Source organism: Micromonospora pattaloongensis, from assembly GCF_900107255.1.
GTDB classification, from domain to species: domain Bacteria; phylum Actinomycetota; class Actinomycetes; order Mycobacteriales; family Micromonosporaceae; genus Micromonospora_I; species Micromonospora_I pattaloongensis.
In genome coordinates this window covers 443770-463193 of record NZ_FNPH01000005.1, presented here as the reverse complement: position 1 = coordinate 463193, position 19424 = coordinate 443770, and the positions used below count along the sequence as shown (strand labels likewise).

The window sequence follows — 19424 nt, the reverse complement described above, 5'->3', positions numbered from 1 at the left end:
CCGCCATGACGCTCAAGGAACACCTGGACATCCCGCTGGTGGCGACCATCCACGCCACCGAGGCGGGCCGGCACCAGGGCTGGCTGCCGGAGGAGCTGAACCGGACCATCCACTCCGTCGAGTGGTGGCTCGGCCATGAGGCGTGCCGGGTGCTGGTCTGCTCGGCGTACATGAAGTGGGAGGTCAGCCGCCTGTTGGAGGTCGACGACGACCGGGTGGAGGTCATCCCCAACGGCGTCGACCACCGGGTGTGGCGGGCCGCGCCGCGCGCGGTCGCCTCGGCGCGCGCCCGGTTCGCCGCCGACGGCCCGCTGGTCGGTTTCGCCGGCCGGTTGGTCTACGAGAAGGGCGTGCAGCATCTCGTGCACGCGGTGCCGCGGCTGCGCAGGCGGCACCCCGGGCTGCGCGTGGTGATCGCGGGCGACGGCCCGTACCGGCAGGAGCTGCAGGAACAGGCGCGCGAGCTCGACCTGGACGGCACGGTGGCGTTCGCGGGATTCATGAACGAGGTGCAGCTGCCCGCGGTGCTGGCCGCCACCGACGCGACCGTGGTCCCCAGCCTCTACGAACCGTTCGGCATGGTCGCTCTGGAGGCGGCCGCGGCCGGGGCGCCGCTGGCGGTCGCCGCGACCGGCGGCCTCGCCGAGATCGTCGAGCCGGGGGTCACCGGCATGACCTTCCCGCCCAAGGACCCCGAGTCCCTGGCCGCGGCCGTCGACGCGCTGCTCGGCGACCAGATGTTCGCCCGCCGGGTGGCGCGGCAGGCCCGGTCGATGGTCGCCGAGCGGTACGGCTGGGCGACGATCGCCGCCCGTACCGCGGCGGCGTACGTGACCGCGCAGCGCGAGGTCGCCGGCTTCAACACGCTGCGGGCGGCCACCCGGCTCACCGAGGGGCGGCCGACGATCGTGATCCGCGAAGGAAACCTCCTGGCCCTCGACGCGTCCTGAAACACGGGAAGGGGGCAACCTCCCCGAGTCATCCACTGTGGAAAGATCGCGGATTGCTCCGCCGTGCGATCTTTGGCACAGTGGCGCGCGACGCTCGATGACCTTGGGGAGAGTGCACGACGATGATGGGGCCGTCCCATGCGCTGTCCGGCGCCGCGACGTGGCTGGCCGGATCCTGGGCCCTGGACTACTTCGCCGGTTACGAGCAGTCGCCGCTGGCGATCGCCGTCGGCACGGCGGTCTGCGCCGGCGGCGCGCTCTTCCCGGATCTCGACCTGTCCGGCCGGGTCACCCGCAACCAGGGCGGCGCCACCGTGGCCCGCACCTTCGGCGTGGTGTCGCTCTTCGTCGCCGAGGTGATCGAGAAGATCTCGCTCGGCGTCTACACCGCGACCCGGCTGAGCAGGGACCCGGTCCGCAACAACGGCCACCGCACCCTGACCCACACCATCCCGTTCACCGTGCTGGTCGGCTGGGGCACCACCGCGCTCTGCGCGCACTACGGCAAGTGGGCCGTGATCGGCATCCTGTTCTTCATGATCGGGCTCGCGCTGCGGGGCCTGTTCGACGAGTGGGCCAAGCGCGCGGGCTGGGTGATCGTCACGCTGGTCTCGCTCGCCGCCGCGTACTTCACGTACCTGAACCTCCCCGGCGACCGCGGCTATCCGATGATCGGACTCGCCGTCGGGGTCGGGTGCTTCGTGCACATCATGGGCGACATCGTCACCAGCAACGGCGTGCCCATCCTCTGGCCGATCCCGCTCAAGCGGCGGATGTGGAAGATGGTCGGCATCCCGAACCAGTTGGCCGTCAAGGTCGGGGGCACGGTGGAGACGGTCGTGCTGCGCGGCGCGTTCACCGTGATCTCGCTGCTCTCCGCCGCCGGGTTGCTCGCCCCGTCGGTGCTGCGGCGGTTCAATATCGAGTTGTGAGCGCTCCGACCGACGACGCCGACGTTCCCGCCTTCTGGCGGGGCCTCGGCCTGCCCGGCCTCGCCGACGTGCACGTGCACTTCATGCCGCCACGGCTGCTGCGCCGGGTGTGGGAGTACTTCGACGCCGCCGGCCCGCTGGTCGGGGTGCGGTGGCCGATCCGCTACCGCTGGCCCGACGAGGAACGCGTCGCGCACCTGCGCCGACTGGGCGTCCGGGCGTTCACCGCGCTGTCGTACGCCCACCGGCCCGGCATGGCCGGCGACCTCAACGACTGGGCGCTGGCGTTCGCCCGCGCCACGCCGGGGTGCGTGCCCTCGGCGACGTTCTACCCCGAGCCCGACGTCGCCGGCTACGTGGCGGCCGCGATCGACGCCGGCGCGCGGGTGTTCAAGGTCCACCTGCAGGTCGGCGGCTTCTCCCCCACCGTGCCGGAGCTCGATCCGGTCTGGGGGCTGCTCGCCGACGCCGGCGTGCCGGTGGTGGTACACGCCGGGCACGCGCCGGTCGGCACCGCGCACACCGGCCCCGAACCGTTCGCCGCGGTGCTGGCCCGGCACCCCCGGCTGACCGCCGTGGTGGCGCACCTGGGCGCCCCCGACTACGAGGAGTTCCTCGCGCTGGCCGAGAAGTACGAGCGGGTCGCGTTGGACACCACGATGGCGTTCACCCCGTTCTTCGACCAGTTCACGCCCTTCCCCGCGGCGGCGCTGCCCCGGCTGCGCGAGCTCGGTCTGGGCGGCAAGGTGCTGCTCGGCAGCGACTTCCCCAACATCCCCTACCCGTACGCCGACCAGCTCGCCGGCCTGGCCCGCCTCGACCTGGGCGACTCCTGGCTGCGCGCGGTGTGCTGGGAGAACCCGGCCCGGCTGCTCGGGTTGGACTGAAGGGGGGGTGCCGGCGTCGTTACGACGCCGGCACCCGCTGCGCCGGCACCGTGAGCCCCCACTCGGCGACCAGCTCCGGCGTGTCCACCCGGCTGCCGTCGCCGACGCCGTCACAGGAGACGTCGACGACCTGCTCCCGATGCGCGAGCAGGTACGGCCGGGCGCCGCCGTCGGTGTTGCCGAGGTCCGAGATCGCCGGCCAGTGCTTGCGACCGAAGACCATCGGATAGTTGCGCAGCCCCCCGTAGGTGGCGCAGACCAGCACGTCCGGGTACGGCAGCGCGGAGACCCGCCGCAGCGCCTCGGGCGTGATCCCCGGCATGTCGACGGGCATCACGGCCACGGCCTCGACCGGGCTCATGGTCAGCGCGCCGAGCCCGACGCGCAGCGACGAACCGAGGCCGGTGCCCCAGGCGCGGTTCACCACCACGCTCGCCCCGCGCAGATCCGCGACCGCCCGCACCTCTTCGGCCCCGGCCCCCAGGACCACGACGATCGGGGACAACCCCGCTTCCCGTACGGTTTCCAACATCCGCTCCACCAGGAGCCGTTCCCCCTGGTAGAGCAGCGCCTCCGGGCCGCCGATATTACGGCCGCCGCCCGCGGCGATAATCATTCCTGCTGTCCGACTCAGCTCGTCACCCCCGCCATGGTGATCGACCACCCCGCCCGGGCCCGCGGGCCCGCCGGTGCATGCGACGCGGACAGCCGAAGCCGTCCGCAGTGGAACTTCCTACCGGCGCTCGCCGGCCCGGGTCGCGCGGGCCACACCGCCCTCACCGACCCCGTGCAGCGCACACCGGACCAACGAGCAGCGACCCCCCAGGTCGCGCTATTTGGCCTCGGCGTAGCTGTCGACGACCGTCGCGTCCAGCGGAAACCGGACCGGGGTGTCGCCGAACAGCAGCCGGGTGGCCCGCGTCGCCGCCTCGCCCACCCGCCCGGCGACCTCGTCGGCGCGCGCGGCCGGGCAGTGCACCAGCACCTCGTCGTGCTGGAAGAAGACCAGCTGGGCGCCGGTGCCGGCGAGTGAGCCGCGCAACGTGGCGAGCATCGTCGCGGCCCATTCCGCCGCGGTCGCCTGGATCACGAAGTTGCGGGTGAACCGGCCACGGGCGCGCGCCGCCGCCCGCGCCCGCGGCCCGGCCGGGTCGCCGTCCGCGCCCACGTCGAACTCCGCCGCGTCCGGGTCGGCCTCGCGCAGGCTGACGGACGGCGGCGGGCAGGTGCGGCCCAGCCAGGAGCGGACCAGCCCGCCCGCCTCACCGGTACGCGCGGCGGTCTCGACGTAGTCGAAGGCGGTCGGGTAGCTGCGCCGCAGCGCCGCCAGCGCCGGCACGGCGGCGCCGCCGGTCTGGCCGTACATCGCGCCGAGCAGCGCCACCTTGGCCCGCGCCCGGTCACCGCCGAACGCGTCGCGGGCCAGCGCCGCGTAGAGGTCCCCGGCGCCACCGGCCGCGGCGAGCCGCGCGTCGCCGGAGACGGCGGCCAGCACCCGCGGCTCCAGCTGGCCGGCGTCGGCCACCACCAGCCGCCAGCCCGGGTCGGCGCGCACCGCCCGGCGGATCACCTTCGGGATCTGCAACGCCCCGCCGCCGCGGGTCGCCCAGCGGCCGGAGACCACGCCGCCCGGCACGTACTCGGGGCGGAAACGCCCTTCGTGCACCCACGCGTCCCGCCACGCCCGGCCGTGCGCCGTCCAGATCCGGTAGAGCTCCTTGTATTCGAGCAGCAGCGGCACCGCCGGGTGGTCGACGCCGCGCAGCACCCAGGCGCGGGTGTTGGGCAGCTCGATCCCGGCCCGGGCGAAGGCCCGCAGCAGCTCGGCCGGGGAGTCGGGATGCAGCTGCCGGTCGCCGAGCGCCTCGGCGATCAGCGCGGCCAACCGGGCCAGCCGCCTCGGCGGGCCGCCGACCGGTGACGGCTCGCCGAGCAGCTCGGCCAGGAGCGCGTCGTGCACGTCGGCCCGCCACGGCAGGCCGTCGGCCCCCATCTCGGCGGCGATCAACGCGCTCGCCGACTCCGCGGCCACCAGCAGCCGGAACCGGCCGGGATGCCCGGTGCGGGCGATCCGGACCTGCTGGTCGGCGTACACCTCGGTCAGCGCCCGCAGCGGATCGACGCCGACCACCGGCGGCGGCGCGGTGATCTCGTCGAAGAGCGCGCCCTGGCCGTGGCCGGGCGGGTCCGGGGCCCGCGGCGGCGGGTCGGCCGGTACCGGGGCGCCGGTCAGCCGCGCCCAGGCCGCGGCCAGCGCCCGCGGTTCGCCCCAGCGGCCGGCGTGCCCGAGCAGCAGCGCCTCGGTGAGCTCGACGTCGTGGCAGCGGTCGACGCGGACGCCGGCGCGCAGCAGTGGCGGGTAGATCGCCGTCGCGGTGGCCCAGAGCCAGCGCGGCCGGTCCCGCCGCTCCCGCTCGGCGATCGCGGCGGCGAGGTCCGGGCAGCGCTCGACCGGGCCGGCGGGGCGTCCGTCGGCGTGCAGCGGCTGCAGCCGCCCCCCGCCGCTCTCCCCTGCGCCCCGATCACCTGCGCCCCGATCACCTGCGCCCCGATCACCTGTGCCCAGATCCCCGCGCACCACCGCCACCAGCACAAACGCATTGTGCCCGACGCATCCGACATGATCGCGGACCGGATTACTTGACCGCGCCGGCGGTGAGGCCCTGCTGGATCTGACGCTGGAAGAACGCGTACACGACGATCATCGGCAGGACGGAGAGCGTGACGGCCGCGAACAGCGCGCCCCACTCGGCCTGGTAGCCCGCCGACGTGTTGATGTTCGCGATCCCCTGCGTCAGCACCCATTTCTGGTCGGCGTTCTCGCCCTGCATCAGCGCCACCGGCAGCAGGTACTGGTTCCACTGCCCGATGATGTTGAAGATCGTGATGCTGACCAGGGCGGGTCGCGCCATCGGCATCATGATCCGGAAGAACAGCCGGGTGTGCGAGGCACCGTCGAGCATCGCCGCCTCGGCCACCGACTGCGGCAGCGTCTTGAAGAACGCCGCCAGGAAGAAGACGGTGAACGGCAGCGAATAGGCGATGTAGACCAGGATCAACCCGGTGTACGTGTTGAGCAGCCCGAGATTGTTGACCACCAGGAAGAGCGGCACCAGCGCCAGGAAGACCGGGAACGCCAGCCCGGAGACGAACATGTAGTAGATCGCCCGGTTCCCGGGGAAGGAGTAGCGGGCCAGCACGTACGCCGCCATCGCACCGAACAGCATCGTGCCGGTGGTGCTCAGCGAGACGACCAGCAGGCTGTTGAGGAAGTAACGGCCGACGTTCGCCTCGTTCCACGCCTGGATGTACGTGTCCGGGCTGATCGACGCGGGCAGCGAGAAGGCGCCGCCGAGAAAGATCTCGGTGTTGGTCTTGAAGGAGCCGAGCACGATCCACAGCAGCGGGGCGATGACCACGATCGCCCAGACCAGCAGCGCGAGGTGCCCCAGGCCGGAGAGCAGGCGGACGTCCCGTGCCGTGCCGCCCGGCACCCGGGCCTTCTTCGACGCGGCCACGGGAGCCGCGGGCGCGCTCGGCGCGATTTCTGTCGTCATCTCCGGCCCCACTCAGAGCTCGATCGTTTCACGCCGGCTGACGCGCAGGGTGAGCGCCGCGAACGTGATCGTCAGGAAGAACAGCGCCACGCCCATCGCGGACGCGTAGCCGAACTGCGAGTACTCGAACGCGTTGCGGTAGATCTCCACGCCGAGCACCGTGGTGGCGCGGTCCGGGCCGCCGCGGTCGACCGAGAGCACCCACACGAGGGCGAACGCGTCGAAGGCCGCGATCCCGAGGTAGACCCAGGCGACCTGCAGGGTGTCCCAGAGCAGCGGCAGGGTCACCCGGAAGAACATGTTCACCCGGTTGGCGCCGTCGATGGTGGCCGCCTCGTAGATGTCCTTCGGGATCGAGGCCATGCCCGCGGAGAAGAGCACCACGTAGAAGCCGACCGCCTGCCACACCAGCACCGCGATGACGCACCAGAGGGCGATGCCGGGGTCGGCCATGAACAACAGCGGTTCGAGGCCGACCGCGCCCAACGTCGCGTTGAGCAGGCCGCTCTCGTCCGGGGCGTAGACCCGGCCGAAGATCACGGCGACGATCACGACCGCCAGGATCTGGGGGAAGAAGAACACCACACGGTAGAACTTCGACCCCCAGACCCCGGTCATCGCGCCGCCGCGGCCGCCCCCGCCCACGTTGAGCATGAAGGCGAAGAAGAGCGCGAGCACGATCGTGATCAGCGGCATGGCCAGCAGCAGCACACCGTGGTGACGCAACGCCGTCCAGAAGACGTCGTCCTGCAGCAACCGCTCGAAGTTCTGCAGGCCGACGAAGCTCGGGTTGGCGTCCACCCCCCGCCAGCTGGTCATCGCGACGTAGAACGCCTGGGCGTACGGAGCGATGACGAAGGTCACGTAGATCGCGACCGGCGCCGCGAGGAACCCGACGATGAACGGGTACTTGCCGTGCCGCATGGTCCTATCTCCTACGCCGGCTCAGCGCTTGAACTTCTCGATGGACGAATCCTTCTTGACCGCGTCGGCGGCCTTCTGCATGCGGTCGCAGAACTTCTGTGCGGTCCCGCCCCGGAACATCAGCTCGTTGGTGGCCGACCGCGCCTCGTCGTCGAGCTTCTTGTACCAGGTGTCGAAGCGGTAGGCGAAGTAGTCGCTGCCGGCGGCGGTGAGCATCGCGTTGCTGCTGGTCAGGCCCGGCGAGATCTCCAGCCCGTCGACCGCGCCCTTGACCACCGTGAGCACCTTGGTCAGCTGGGTGAAGCCCTTCGCGCCCTCCTTGGAGAGCATGTGCCGCAGGTACTCCATGCCGCCGCGCGGGTTCTTGCCCTTGGCGGCCACGAAGTACATCTCGCCGGCCGCGGCGTAGACCGCGGTCTGCGGCAACTTGTCCGCGCCGGTGACGCTCGGAGTCGGCATGACGGCGTACTTGAAGCCGGGCGGGGTGTCCTTGGCCTGCTCGTTCTCCAGCCACGACCCGCTGGGGTAGAACGCCACCTTGCCCTGGTTGTGCTGCAGCTGAACCTCGGTGTGCTTGAGGCCGAGGTGCGCCTTGTTGCCGTACTTGGCGCCGATCTCGGCCCACGCCTCGGCGGCCTGCTTCACCGCGTCGGCCTGCCAGGCGCCGTCCTCGAGGTTATCGATGTTCTTGAGGACGTCCGGGCCGCCGATCTTCGCGGCGCTGGTCAGCATCACGAGGTACTGGTAGTAGGCGGCGTTCGCGCCCGCGTACGAGTAGGGCGTGATGCCGGCGGCCTTGATCTTGTCGCAGAGCGCCGTGAACTCGGCCCAGGTCTTCGGCGCCGTCCAGCCGTTCTTCTCGAACAGCGCCGCGTCGTACCAGAGGCCGAAGACGGTGAACGCGTAGTTCAGCACGTACGGCTTGTCGTTGAAGGTGCCCTGCGCGATCGTGCCCGGGATCAGGGTGTCCTTCACCTTCATGCCCGGCTGGTCCAGCGACTCCGCCTCGAACAGCTCGGTCAGGTCCTGCACCTGGCCCGCCTGCACCAGCGCGCCCTGGTCCATCAGCTTGGAGCCGGCGTTGTTGACCATGTCCGGCGGGGTGTTGCTGGTGAACCGGGGCTGCAGGACCGTGCCGACCTCCTGCGTCTCGGAGAACTTCACGTTCGCCTTCGGGAACTTCTTCTTGTACGACGGGATGTGCACGTCGGTGGCGTACTTGCTGCCCAGGCCGCCGTTGAAGATCACGATCTCCAGCTCGGCGTCCTCCTTGACGCCCAGCGGGTTGTCCGCGCTCTTCTCGCCCTCGGCCTTGGGCCCGGAGTCGCCGCCGCCGCTGACACAGCCGGCGAGCAGGCCGGCGGCCGGGGTGGCGAGCAGGCCGGCGGCCGCGGCCCGCTGCAGCAGACTGCGCCGGCTGAGGTCGGACGTGCTGTCGGGGGTTACAGACATCTCTGGCTCCTCGGATCGGAAAAATCGCGTCGGGTCAGGCGGTCCGCCGAATGCGCCCGGCGTACCGCGACTCAAGAGCATGGTTGTGGTCGTCCCCGCCGGGGACGTTCGCGGAGAGGTAGATCGGGGGCGCCTCCCCGGCGAGGTGGAACCGTCGCACGACCTCCGCGGTCAGCAGCTGCGCCAGCAGCGCAGCGGTGACCGATGAGACCGCGCAGACCGCGCCGCCGCCTTCCAGCGGCAGCAGTGCATCGCCGTACGGCGCGCCGTTGTCCAGCACGACGTCCGCGAGTTCGGCGAGCCGTCGACCGGACGGGTGCCGCGGGGGCACCCGCGCGGTGTGCTCGACCGAGGTGACCGCGATCAGGTGATGACCGCGCTCCTTGACCAGCCTCGCCAGCTCGACGACCGAGCCGTTGATGCCGGACTGGGACGCCACCACGAACACGTCCCGCGGCTGCGGGGCCGCGAGCGCGTAGATCTGGTGGGCGATGGTGGGGTCGCGCTCGAGCTTGGGGTCGTCGAGCACCCGCGGTGCGGCGCCCCCGTACACGACGAGGTCGCGCACCGCGAGCTGGTTGGTGGGGACCAGGCCGCCGGCCCGGGCCACGAGCTCCGCGGCGAAGACCTCGGAGTGGCCGGCGCCGAAGGCCTGGAGCACGCCGCCGTCGCGAAGGCTGGCGGCGATCAGGTCGGCCGCCCGGGCGATGCCGGCGGCCTCGCGGTCGACGAGCCGGTCCAGGATCGGGCGGAGGGCGGCGACGTACCCCTGCATGCTGATCATGCCGATCGCACCTCCTTGCCGGCCTTGTGGCCGTCGACGGCCCGGGCGGTGCTCCGGAACGCGGCGTGCGCCCGGTCGTGGGTGCGCTGCGCCACGGCGATGTAGAGCAGGTCGAGCACGACGAGCTGCGGATGCCGGGCCGAGAGCGCGTCGGGCCGGAACGTGGTCGCCTGGGTGGCGGTGACCAGCACGATCTCGGCGAGCTCGGCCAGCGGCGAGCGCGGGAAGCTGGTCAGCGCGACCGTGGTGGCGCCGTGGCTGCCCGCCTCCGCGAGCATCTCGATCGTTTCGCGGGTCTGACCGCTGTGCGAGATCCCCAGCGCGACGTCGCCGGCACGCATCAGGGCGGCGCTGGCCAGACCGTTGTGCACGTCGGTCCAGGCCCAGGCCGGTACGCCGATGCGGTGCAGGCTGAACTGCAGCTCCTCGCCGACCAGGGCGCTGCCGCTGGCGCCGAAGATGTTGACCCGCGACGCCCCGGCGACCGCGTGCGCGGCCCGCTCCACCTCCGCGAGGTCCAGCAGCGCGGCCGTGTCGTGCATCGCGCGGGTGTCGGCCGCCATGATCTGCCCGAGCACCCGCTCCAACGGGTCGCCCGGCTGGATCTCGCGTCCGATGTCGACGGTCCAGCCCGCGGACCGGGCGCGCCCGGTTTCCGCGGCGATCCCCAGCCGCAGGTCGGCGTAGCCTTCGAAGCCCAGCGCGCGGCAGAACCGCGTGACGGTCGCCGGCGATGTGCCGCTCCGCTCGGCCAGCTCCACGATGGTCGCCCGGGCCGCCGCGCCCGGGTCGGCGAGCACCTGCTCGGCGACGCGCCGCAGGGCGCCGGTGAACTCCGGCAGCCCCGACCGCACCCGCGCCAGCACGCTGTCGGTCGGCGACAGCCTGGCGGTCACCGGGGCATCGACCACCGCGGTCCGCGCGGCGGTCTCGGCCTCGTGATCAACCATCGGCGGTCGCCTTTCGGAAAACGTTCTTTACTGATAGTGGTAAAAGTTCTTACTGCGGGCCCTCTCTTGTCAATACCGTGGGCGAAGTTTTCAAACTGTTACCTGCCCCGGGGCTTGCCGCACCGGCCCGACGGTCGCAGCATTGTCCGAGGTAACCGGGGCGATGGAGGGCGCACGACGGATGTCAGCGGCGATCGTGGTGGGCCTCGACGTCGGCGGCTCGACGACCCGGGTGACCGTCGTCTCCGTGCACGGCGAGTGGCTCGGCGCCGGGCGGGCCGGGGGCGGCAACCCCACCACCCACGGCGCCGAACGCGCCGCCGAGCAGCTGCGGGCCGCGCTCACCGAGGCTCTGTCGAGTGTGGACCCCGGCGACGCGCGCGCCGGGGTGATCGGGCTCGCCGGCGCCGGACGACTGCTCGCCGACCCGGCCGGGCGCGCCGCCTTCGACGCCGTCTGGCGCGCGGTCGGGCTCCGCTGCCCCTACACGGTGCTCGGCGACGCCCTGGTGGCGTACGCCTCCGGCACCCCGGCCCCGGACGGCACCGTGCTGATCGCCGGGACCGGGGCCATCGCCGCGGCCGTGCGCGCCATGACCCTCGACCGGGTCGCCGATGGCCACGGATGGCTGCTCGGCGACGCCGGCTCCGGCTTCTGGCTCGGACGCGAGGCCGTCCGGCACACCCTGGCCGGGCTCGACGCCGGCGGCGGGCCCACGCCGCTGGCGGCCCTGGTGCTGACCCGGCTGCTCGGCTCCACCGCGATCGCGCCGCGCCGGCGCGACACCGTCGACGCGGTCGTGCAGACCGTCACCCGGCGGCCCCCCATCGAACTCGCCGCGCTCGCGCCGCTGGTACTCACCGCCGCCGACGACGGCGACCCGGCCGCGACCGCGATCCTCGCCGACGCGGCCCGGCACCTTGTCACCACCGCGGCCCGGATCCGCGCCGCCGACGAGACCGGCCCGGTCGTGCTCGGCGGCGGGCTGCTCACCGGGCACACGCCGCTGGCCGACGCCGTGACCGCGGCGCTGCGGGACCGCTGGCCGCAGGCGCCGCTGCTGGTCGCCGGCGACGGCGCCGCCGCCGCGGCCTGGCTGGCGGCGCGCTCCCTGCCCGGCGTGGACGCCGACGCCCTGCACCACCGGCTGCTCCCGCAGAGCGGTGCGTGACGGTGCCGCGCGCCGGCACCATCAACTCTGGGTCGGGAAGCCCAGATTCACCCCACCGTGCCGCGGATCGAGCCAGCGGCTGGTCACCACCTTGCCCCGGGTGAAGAAGTGCACGCCCTCCCGGCCGTGCGCGTGCGTGTCACCGAAGAGCGACGCCTTCCACCCACCGAACGAGAAGTACGCCATCGGCACCGGGATCGGCACGTTGACGCCGACCATGCCGACCTCGACCTCGTGCTGGAAGCGCCGGGCCGCGCCACCGTCGTTGGTGAAGATCGCCGTGCCGTTGCCGTACGGGTTGGCGTTGACCAGGGCGAGCGCCTCGTCGTAGGAGGCGACCCGGACCACCGACAGCACCGGCCCGAAGATCTCATCCGTGTAGATCGACATCTCCGGGGTGACGTGGTCGAAGAGCGTCGGCCCGAGCCAGAAGCCACCGGGCTCGCCGTCGGGCTCCACCGTACGGCCGTCCACCACCGCCGTCGCGCCCGCGTCCACACCGGCCTTCACATAGGAGACCACGCGGTCCCGGTGGGCGCCCGTGACCAGCGGCCCCATCTCGCAGCCCGGCCGGCGCCCGTCGCCGGTGCGCACCCCGTCGAGCCGCGCCGCGATCCGGGCGACCAGCTCGTCGGCGACCGGCTCCACCGCCACCACCACCGAGATCGCCATGCACCGCTCCCCCGCCGAGCCGAACCCGGCGCTCACCGCCGCGTCGGCGGCCAGGTCCAGGTCGGCGTCGGGGAGCACCACCATGTGGTTCTTCGCCCCGCCCAGCGCCTGTACCCGCTTGCCGGCCGCGGTGCCGCGCTGGTAGACGTGCCGCGCCACCGGCGTGGAGCCGACGAACGACACCGCCCGCACCCCGGCATGGTCCAGCAGCGCGTCGACCGCCTCGGCGTCGCCGTGCACCACGTTGAAGACCCCCGGCGGCAGCCCCGCCTCGGCGAACCACTGCGCCAGCAGCGTCGGCGCGGACGGATCCTTCTCCGACGGCTTGAGCACCACCGCGTTGCCGCAGGCGATCGCGATCGGCACGAACCACAGCGGCACCATGGCCGGGAAGTTGAACGGGGAGATCACCGCCACCACGCCGAGCGGCTGTCGCAGGCTGTAGGAATCGACCTCGGTGGAGACGTTCTCGCTGAACCCGCCGCGCAGCAGCGTCGGGATGCCGCAGGCGTACTCGACCACCTCCAGCCCGCGCTGCACCTCCCCGGCGGCGTCGGAGAGCACCTTGCCGTGCTCGGCGGTGATCGCCGCGGCCAGCTCGTCACGCCGGGCGTGCAGCAGCTGGCGGAAGGCGAACATCACCGCCGTGCGCCGCGCCAGCGACGCGTCCCGCCACTGGCGCGCCGCACCGGTGGCGACGTCGACCGCCGCGGCGACGTCGGCGGTGGAGGCGAAGGCGACCTCCGCGCTGACCTTGCCGGTGGCGGGGTCGTAGACGTCGCCCCGGCGGGTCGACCGACCGGTCCACGGCGCGCCGCCCACGAAATGATTGATCATGACGCAGCGCCGATCGCGTCGACGAGAATCGCCAGGCCCTCGCGCGCCTCGTCCTCGGTGAGCGTCAGCGGCGGGCCCATCCGGATCACGTTGCCGTACAGGCCGCCCTTGCCGACCAGCAGCCCGCCGCGGCGGCACTCGTCGAAGACCCGCGCCGTCGCCACCGGATCCGGCTCCCGGGTGCCCGGCCGGGTGAACTCGACGGCGAGCATCAGCCCCTTGCCGCGCACCTCCGCCACGATCGGGGACCGCGCCGCCGCCGCGCGCAGCCCGTCCCGCAGCACCGCGCCGACCCGCGCCGCGTTGGCCTGCAGGTCGTGCGCCAGCAGGTAGTCGAGCACCGCGTTGCCGGCCGCGGTGGAGACGGGGTTGCCCCCGAAGGTGGAGAACGAGATGGCGGGCACGCTCTCCATCACCTCGGCGCGGCCGACCACGCCGGCCAGCGCGAAGCCGTTGCCGATCCCCTTCGCGAAGGTGAGCAGGTCCGGCGTCACCCCGTGCGCCTGGTAGCCCCAGAAGTGCTCGCCGGTGCGGCCCCAGCCGGTCTGCACCTCGTCCGAGATCAACAGGATGCCCGACTCGTCCAGCACCTTCTTCCAGGCGCCGAAGAGCCCGTCCGGCGCGTGCACGAAGCCACCGACCCCCTGGACGGGCTCGGCGATCAGACACGCCACGTCGCCGGCCGTCTGCGTCGCCAGCACCTCGCGCAGGTCGTCGACGGCCGCCTCGACGTGCGCGTCATCGTTCAAATGCGACAGCAGGCCGCGCAGCCGGTCGCCCGAGTGCAGCCAGCTCACCTGCAACGGGTTGAGCCCACTCGCCGACCAGCCGCGGTTGCCGGTGGCGCCCATCGTGCCGTACGACCGGCCGTGGTAGCTGTTGCGGACCGCGAGGATCTGGTGGGAGCGCCGGTAGTTGGTGGCCATCAGCAACGCGGCCTCGTTGGCCTCCGTGCCCGAGTTGGTGAAGAAGACGCGGGCGTCCGGGATGCCGGAGAGCCCGGCGATCTTCTCGGCCAACTCGACCTGCTGGCGGATCAGGTACAGCGTGGAGGTGTGCACCACGCCGGTGCGCAGCTGCCGCTCGACCGCCTCCCGCACCTCCGCGATGTCGTAGCCGAGCATGTTGGTCAGCACGCCACCGAAAAAATCCAGATAGGTGCGCCCGGCCGCGTCGGTGACGCGGCGGCCCGCACCCGAGACGATCTCGATCGGTTCGTCGTAGTAGAGCGGCATCCAGGACGGCAGCACGGCCCGGTGCCGGGCCAGCAGATCGTCGGTCGTCATAGTGAGCAACCCCTCGCCGGGTACGTCGATCACTGCACGCTTTCACCGCCGACGCCACCCGGGCAACTGCCAGCCTGTCGCACACCGATGCCGATGCGCTGACAGACCGTCAACCCGGGTCCTGCCCGGTCCGGCGACGGCACGCCGCACTCCCCGACCCGCCGCACTCCCCGACCCGCCGCACTCCCCGACCCGCCGCGCTAGCCTGGTCCCCGCGGCGCCGTGCGGCCTTTGCGGAGCGCCACGAACAGCCGCCACCCGATCAGCAGCGCCGCCGCGGTCACGGCGCAGCGCCGTCTCCACCGTCACAACCTAGGGGCGCACGAGCAGGCGGGTTGGTTCCGACCCGTCCGGCTTTTTTCCGCGCGGGTCAGGCCGTGTCGCGGATGGCCTGCACGAACACCTCGGAGCGGTGCTCGAAGTTGCGGAACCGGCCGTAGCTGGGCGCCGCCGGCGACAGCAGCACCACCCCGCCGACCGGGGTCAGCTTGCGGGCCAGCCGCACCGCCGCGACGAGATCGTCGGTGACCTCCGTGCGGACCTCCGGCAGGTCGCGCAGCGTCGCGATGATCCGCTCGCCGCTGTCCGGGATGCCGATCACGGTGAGCCTGCGCGTCGCGAGGTGCTCGCGCAGCGGCGTGTAGTCCAGACCCCGGTCGGTGCCGCCGACGATCACGGTCAGCGGGCGGTCGTCGTACGCGTCGATCGCGTGCATCGCCGAGTACGGGCTGGTCGACAGGGTGTCGTCGACGAAGGTGATGCCGGCCGGATCGAGGATCTCGGCGAGCCGGTGCGGCAGCCCGGCGAACGCGGCAACCGCCCCGGCCAGCGTTTCCCGCTCGGCGACGCAGTCGATCCCGAGCGCCTCCAGCACCGTCAGCGCGACGCAGAGGTTGCGCTCGTTGTGCCGGCCGACCAGCGGCAGCGCGGCGCGCGGGAAGAGCGGCAGGTCGGCCCGGAAGACGTACGGGGCGCCGTCGGGGCCGGGCGCGACGTGGTAGCCGGGGGGCACCGCCGCCGCGACCGCCGGGCGGTCGCCGATCATCGCGGTCAGCCGCTCGTCGGTGCCGTTGAAGACGACGGTCTCCGGGTCGTGCGCGATCAGGTTCAGCTTGTCGCGGTAGTACTCGGCCTCCCCGCCGTGCGCGTCGAGGTGTTCGGGGAAGAGCGAGGTCACCACCGCGACGCGGGGCGAGTCGGCCAGGTCGCTGCACTGGTAGCTGGAGAGCTCCAGGACGTACAGGTCGCTTTCCGGCAGGTCCAGCAGCGGCACCCCGATGTTGCCGCCGAAGACGTTGGGCCGGCCGACGGCGGTCAGCAGGTGGCTGATCAGGCTGGAGGTCGTGCTCTTGCCCTTGCTGCCGGTCACCCCGACGGTGCGGGCGGCGTGCTCGGCCATCCACAGCGCCGTGCCGCCGGTGATCGTGACCCCGCGCCGACGCAGCTCGATCACCCACGGATGGGTCTGCGGCACCCCCGGCGAGCGCACCACCACGTCCGCCCCGGCGAGCTTGGCGAACGCCTCCTCGCCGGTGAACAGCGGCGCCGCCGCGGCCAGCGCGCCGTCCCACGACAGTGAGAGGAAATTGGCGCTGTCGTCGACGGCGACCAGCTCGGCCGGGGAGTGCGCGGCGATCGCGGTGACGGCGGCCCGGCCCTCCCGGCCGGTCCCCCAGACGGCGACGGAACGGCCGCGAAGGTCAGCCAGGCGCACCGGAACTCCTTCTGTCAAAACGGGCACGACTAGTATGGCTCGCCGGAACACAGTGAGGAGCTACGGGTGGCGCACGAGCAAATCCGGCAGATGACCGAGTTCGGCTTCCCTTCCTACTCCTTCGATCCCGGCACCGGCGTGGCCAGCTTCGAATACGCGCTGACCGGCCCCGCGGGGGACCTGCGGTTCGCCGAGGAGATCACGTTCCCGCTCCCCGCGGCCGCCCCGGACCCGGCGACGCTGTCGAGTTTCCACCGGGTGCTCGAGCTGCTGCACCTGGTCGCCGGGGTGAGCTACTACAAGGTCGCCGCCCCGCCCCGGCTGGTGGCGCCGGCGCCGCTGTCGGCGGCCGCCGTCGCGCTGATCGAGGCCGTCTACACCAAGGGCCTCGCCGAGTACGCCTACCGCAATCAGCTGTCGCACGTGCTGGAGCTGACGCTGACCGTCCCCGACGGGGTGGCGGCCACGCCGGAGCCGGTCGACACCAGTGACCGTCGGCCGCTGTCGGCCGTCGGCGGCGGCAAGGACTCGATCGTCAGCCTGGAGGCGCTGCGCCGCGCCGGCTTCGACCCGGTCCCGTTCTCGGTCAACCCCAACCGCGTGATCCTGTCGGTCAACGACGCCTCCGGGCTGCCCGCGCTGGCCGCCCGCCGCCGGATCGACCCGCAGCTGTTCGAGCTGAACAACGCGGGCGGCTACAACGGGCACATCCCGGTCACCGCGATCAACTCGCTGATCGCGGTCGCCACGGCGGTGCTGCACGGCCTCGGCCCGGTGGTGATGTCCAACGAGCGCTCCGCCTCCGACCCGAACCTGATCTGGAACGGCCACGAGATCAACCACCAGTGGTCGAAGGGGGTCGAGGCCGAGGCGCTGCTGCGCGCCGCGCTCGCCGCGCACGCCGGGCTCACCGAGCCGTACTTCTCGCTGCTGCGGTCCCTGTCCGAGCTGCACATCGCCAAGCTGTTCGCGCAGTTCACCGGGTACGACGCGGTGGTCACCAGCTGCAACGCGGCGTTCAAGCTGCACGGGGCGAGCGACCGGTGGTGCGGCGACTGCCCCAAGTGCCGGTTCGTGTTCCTGGCGATGGCGCCGTTCATGCCGCGGCCGCGGCTGGCGGAGATCTTCGGCGTCGACCTGTTCGCCGATCCGGCGCAGGTCCCCGGCTACCTGGAGCTGCTCGGCATCGACGCGCACAAGCCGTTCGAGTGCGTGGGTGAGGTCGAGGAGTCGCTGGTGGCGCTCGGCCTGCTCGCCGAGCAGGAGCAGTGGCGCGACGCCCCGGTGGTGCGGGCGCTGATGGCGGCCGTGCCGGAGTCGGCGTGGGCGGCGGCGTCCCGCTCAGACGTGCTCACGCCCGGCGGCCCGCACTTCGTCCCACCGGCGTACGCCAAGGCGCTCACCGCGCTCGGTTGACCGATCCTGCCGCTAGCCGGCGAGCGCGTTCAGGACCTGCTCGCCGTACTTCGACAGCTTGTTCTCCCCCACCCCGCTGATCCGGCCGAGGTCGGCCAGGGTCTGCGGGGAATCGGTGGCGATCTGACGCAACGTCGCGTCGTGGAAGATCACATACGCCGGCACCCCCTGTTCCTTCGCGGCGGCCGCCCGCCACGCGCGCAGCCGCTCGAACAGCGGCACGGCGGTCGGGGGAAGGTCAACGGCGCCCTTGGCCGACCGCGACGTGGGCGTGCGCGAGCCGGACGCGGTGCGCGTCGGCTCCCGCCGCATCGTCACCTGGCGCTGCCTGCTCAGCACGTCCCGGCTCGATTCGGTCAGCACGAGCGTGCCGTAGTCGCCCTCCACCGCGAGCAGCCCCTGCGCCAGCAGCTGCCGGACCACGGCCCGCCAATCGGCCTCGCTCAACTCGGTGCCGACGCCGAACACGGTGAGGCTGTCATGGCCGTACTGGGAGACCTTGTCCGTTTTCCGGCCGAGCAGGATGTCGATCGACTGGCCGGCGCCGAACTTCTGGTTGCGCTCGCGGTGCAGGCGTAACACGGTCGAGAGCAGCTTCTGCGCCGCGACCGTGCCGTCCCAGGACTCCGGCGGGCTCAGACAGGTGTCGCAGTTGCCACACGGGGTGGCCCGCTCGCCGAAGTACGCGAGCAGTTGGACGCGACGGCACTGCACCGTCTCGCACAGGGCCAGCATGGCGTCGAGGTGGGCGGCGAGGCCGCGGCGGTGCGCGAGGTCGCCCTCGGAACTGTCGATCATCTTGCGCTGCTGCACGACGTCCTGCAGGCCGTACGCCAGCCAGGCGGTCGACGGCAGCCCGTCACGGCCGGCCCGCCCGGTCTCCTGGTAGTAGCCCTCGACCGACTTGGGCAGGTCGAGGTGGGCGACGAACCGCACGTCGGGCTTGTCGATGCCCATCCCGAACGCGATCGTCGCGACCATCACCAGGCCGTCCTCACGCAGAAAGCGCTTCTGGTTCGTCGCGCGCGTCACCGCGTCGAGTCCCGCGTGGTACGGCAGCGCCGGGATCCCGTTCTGGGTCAGGAACTCGGCCGTCTTGTCCACGGACGCCCGCGACAGGCAGTAGACGATGCCGGCATCGCCGGGGTGCTCCGTGCGGAGCAGGTCGAGCAGCTGCTTGCGGGGCTCCCGCTTCGGCACGATCCGGTACTGGATGTTGGGCCGGTCGAAGCTGGCCACGAAATGGCGGGCATCCTCGAGCTTCAGCCGCGACGCGATCTCCGCGCGGGTCGCGCTGGTCGCGGTGGCCGTCAGGGCGATCCGGGGTACGGTCGGCCAGCGCTCATGGAGCATGGACAGCGCGAGGTAGTCGGGGCGGAAGTCGTGCCCCCACTGCGAGACGCAGTGCGCCTCGTCGATCGCGAACAGCGCGATATCGCCGCGGTCGAGGAGCGCGACGGTGGAACCGGTCCGCAGCGCCTCCGGCGCGAGGTACAGCAGGTCGAGCTCACCGGCAAGGAAGGCCGACTCGACCCGGCGGCGCGCGTCGAGATCCTGCGTGGAGTTGAGGAAGCCGGCCCGCACCCCGAGCGTCGTCAGGGCATCCACCTGGTCCTGCATCAACGCGATCAGCGGCGAGATGACGACCCCGACCCCGTCCCGGACGAGCGCGGGGATCTGGTAGCACAGCGACTTGCCGCCACCGGTCGGCATGAGCACCAGCGCATCGCCGCCGCCGATGACCTGGTCGATGATTTCCCGCTGGTTTCCGCGGAACGTGTCGTAGCCGAAGACGCGCCGCAGCGTCCGTAACGCTTCGTCGGTCAGTTGATCGGTCGGGGATGCCACCGGGGGATTTTACGGGAGCGCGGGGGCGGCGCCCATCCGGCCGC

Annotated in this window: 16 protein-coding genes; 5 read left to right on the top strand and 11 right to left on the bottom strand. The window is 72.4% G+C overall.

The genetic code is table 11. The annotated features are described in order from the left end of the window. The 3 genes from BLW47_RS17045 to BLW47_RS17035 form a co-directional block, all read left to right on the top strand. A partial coding sequence (locus BLW47_RS17045; RefSeq protein ID WP_091558248.1) for a glycosyltransferase family 4 protein occupies window positions 1–950 on the top strand: 950 nt, incomplete at its 5' end. Between the two features lie 122 nt (window positions 951–1072). Continuing rightward, on the top strand, window positions 1073–1882 hold the full coding sequence (locus BLW47_RS17040; protein WP_091558055.1) for a metal-dependent hydrolase: 810 nt from the start codon (window positions 1073–1075) through the stop codon (window positions 1880–1882). Then, the gene (locus BLW47_RS17035; RefSeq protein WP_091558051.1) at window positions 1879–2769 is read left to right on the top strand and encodes an amidohydrolase family protein; all 891 of its coding nucleotides are present in this window, start codon (window positions 1879–1881) and stop codon (window positions 2767–2769) included. Before BLW47_RS17040 ends, BLW47_RS17035 begins: the two co-directional genes overlap by 4 nt. Before the next feature lie 19 nt (window positions 2770–2788). Here the strand turns inward: BLW47_RS17035 and BLW47_RS17030 are convergent, their stop codons facing one another. From BLW47_RS17030 to BLW47_RS17000, 7 genes are all read right to left on the bottom strand, one after another. After that, window positions 2789–3385: a nucleotidyltransferase family protein gene (locus BLW47_RS17030; RefSeq protein ID WP_091558047.1), complete on the bottom strand. Its 597-nt coding sequence runs from the start codon at window positions 3383–3385 to the stop codon at window positions 2789–2791. Between the two features lie 216 nt (window positions 3386–3601). Continuing rightward, window positions 3602–5362, bottom strand: a complete 1761-nt coding sequence (locus BLW47_RS17025; protein WP_091558044.1) for a bifunctional 3'-5' exonuclease/DNA polymerase — start codon at window positions 5360–5362, stop codon at window positions 3602–3604. A 43-nt stretch (window positions 5363–5405) separates the two neighbouring features. Then, window positions 5406–6326 carry a carbohydrate ABC transporter permease gene (locus BLW47_RS17020; RefSeq protein ID WP_091558245.1) on the bottom strand — a complete coding sequence of 307 codons (921 nt, stop codon included), beginning with the start codon at window positions 6324–6326 and terminating at the stop codon, window positions 5406–5408. 12 nt (window positions 6327–6338) lie between these two features. Next, window positions 6339–7250, bottom strand: coding sequence for a carbohydrate ABC transporter permease (locus BLW47_RS17015; RefSeq protein ID WP_091558041.1), 912 nt, complete (start codon window positions 7248–7250; stop codon window positions 6339–6341). Window positions 7251–7271: 21 nt separating this feature from the next. After that, complete coding sequence (ngcE, locus tag BLW47_RS17010; RefSeq protein WP_091558037.1) at window positions 7272–8702, bottom strand: N-acetylglucosamine/diacetylchitobiose ABC transporter substrate-binding protein; 1431 nt, start codon at window positions 8700–8702, stop codon at window positions 7272–7274. A gap of 34 nt (window positions 8703–8736) precedes the next feature. After that, window positions 8737–9486, bottom strand: coding sequence for a sugar isomerase domain-containing protein (locus BLW47_RS17005; RefSeq protein ID WP_091558033.1), 750 nt, complete (start codon window positions 9484–9486; stop codon window positions 8737–8739). After that, window positions 9483–10436 (bottom strand): MurR/RpiR family transcriptional regulator, encoded by a 954-nt coding sequence (locus tag BLW47_RS17000; RefSeq protein ID WP_091558030.1) that lies wholly within the window; start codon window positions 10434–10436, stop codon window positions 9483–9485. The genes BLW47_RS17005 and BLW47_RS17000 overlap by 4 nt, the downstream gene beginning before the upstream one ends. Before the next feature lie 181 nt (window positions 10437–10617). Here BLW47_RS17000 and BLW47_RS16995 point away from each other — a divergent pair, with 181 nt between their 5' ends. Next, the gene (locus BLW47_RS16995) at window positions 10618–11607 is read left to right on the top strand and encodes an N-acetylglucosamine kinase (protein WP_091558026.1); all 990 of its coding nucleotides are present in this window, start codon (window positions 10618–10620) and stop codon (window positions 11605–11607) included. 21 nt (window positions 11608–11628) lie between these two features. Here the strand turns inward: BLW47_RS16995 and BLW47_RS16990 are convergent, their stop codons facing one another. The 3 genes from BLW47_RS16990 to murD all read right to left on the bottom strand — a co-directional run bounded on the left by BLW47_RS16990 (window position 11629) and on the right by murD (window position 16116). Continuing rightward, complete coding sequence (locus tag BLW47_RS16990; protein ID WP_091558023.1) at window positions 11629–13116, bottom strand: CoA-acylating methylmalonate-semialdehyde dehydrogenase; 1488 nt, start codon at window positions 13114–13116, stop codon at window positions 11629–11631. Further along, window positions 13113–14402: an aspartate aminotransferase family protein gene (locus BLW47_RS16985; protein WP_091558020.1), complete on the bottom strand. Its 1290-nt coding sequence runs from the start codon at window positions 14400–14402 to the stop codon at window positions 13113–13115. The genes BLW47_RS16990 and BLW47_RS16985 overlap by 4 nt, the downstream gene beginning before the upstream one ends. Before the next feature lie 370 nt (window positions 14403–14772). Beyond that, the gene (murD, locus tag BLW47_RS16980; protein ID WP_091558016.1) at window positions 14773–16116 is read right to left on the bottom strand and encodes a UDP-N-acetylmuramoyl-L-alanine--D-glutamate ligase; all 1344 of its coding nucleotides are present in this window, start codon (window positions 16114–16116) and stop codon (window positions 14773–14775) included. A gap of 66 nt (window positions 16117–16182) precedes the next feature. On the opposite strand from murD, the gene BLW47_RS16975 reads away from it, so the two are divergent. Next, the gene (locus BLW47_RS16975) at window positions 16183–17532 is read left to right on the top strand and encodes a MurL-like N-terminal domain-containing (RefSeq protein ID WP_091558011.1); all 1350 of its coding nucleotides are present in this window, start codon (window positions 16183–16185) and stop codon (window positions 17530–17532) included. 12 nt (window positions 17533–17544) lie between these two features. On the opposite strand, the gene recQ is transcribed toward BLW47_RS16975, so the two are convergent. Further along, complete coding sequence (recQ, locus tag BLW47_RS16970) at window positions 17545–19380, bottom strand: DNA helicase RecQ (RefSeq protein WP_091558007.1); 1836 nt, start codon at window positions 19378–19380, stop codon at window positions 17545–17547. Between the last annotated feature and the right edge of the window lie 44 nt (window positions 19381–19424).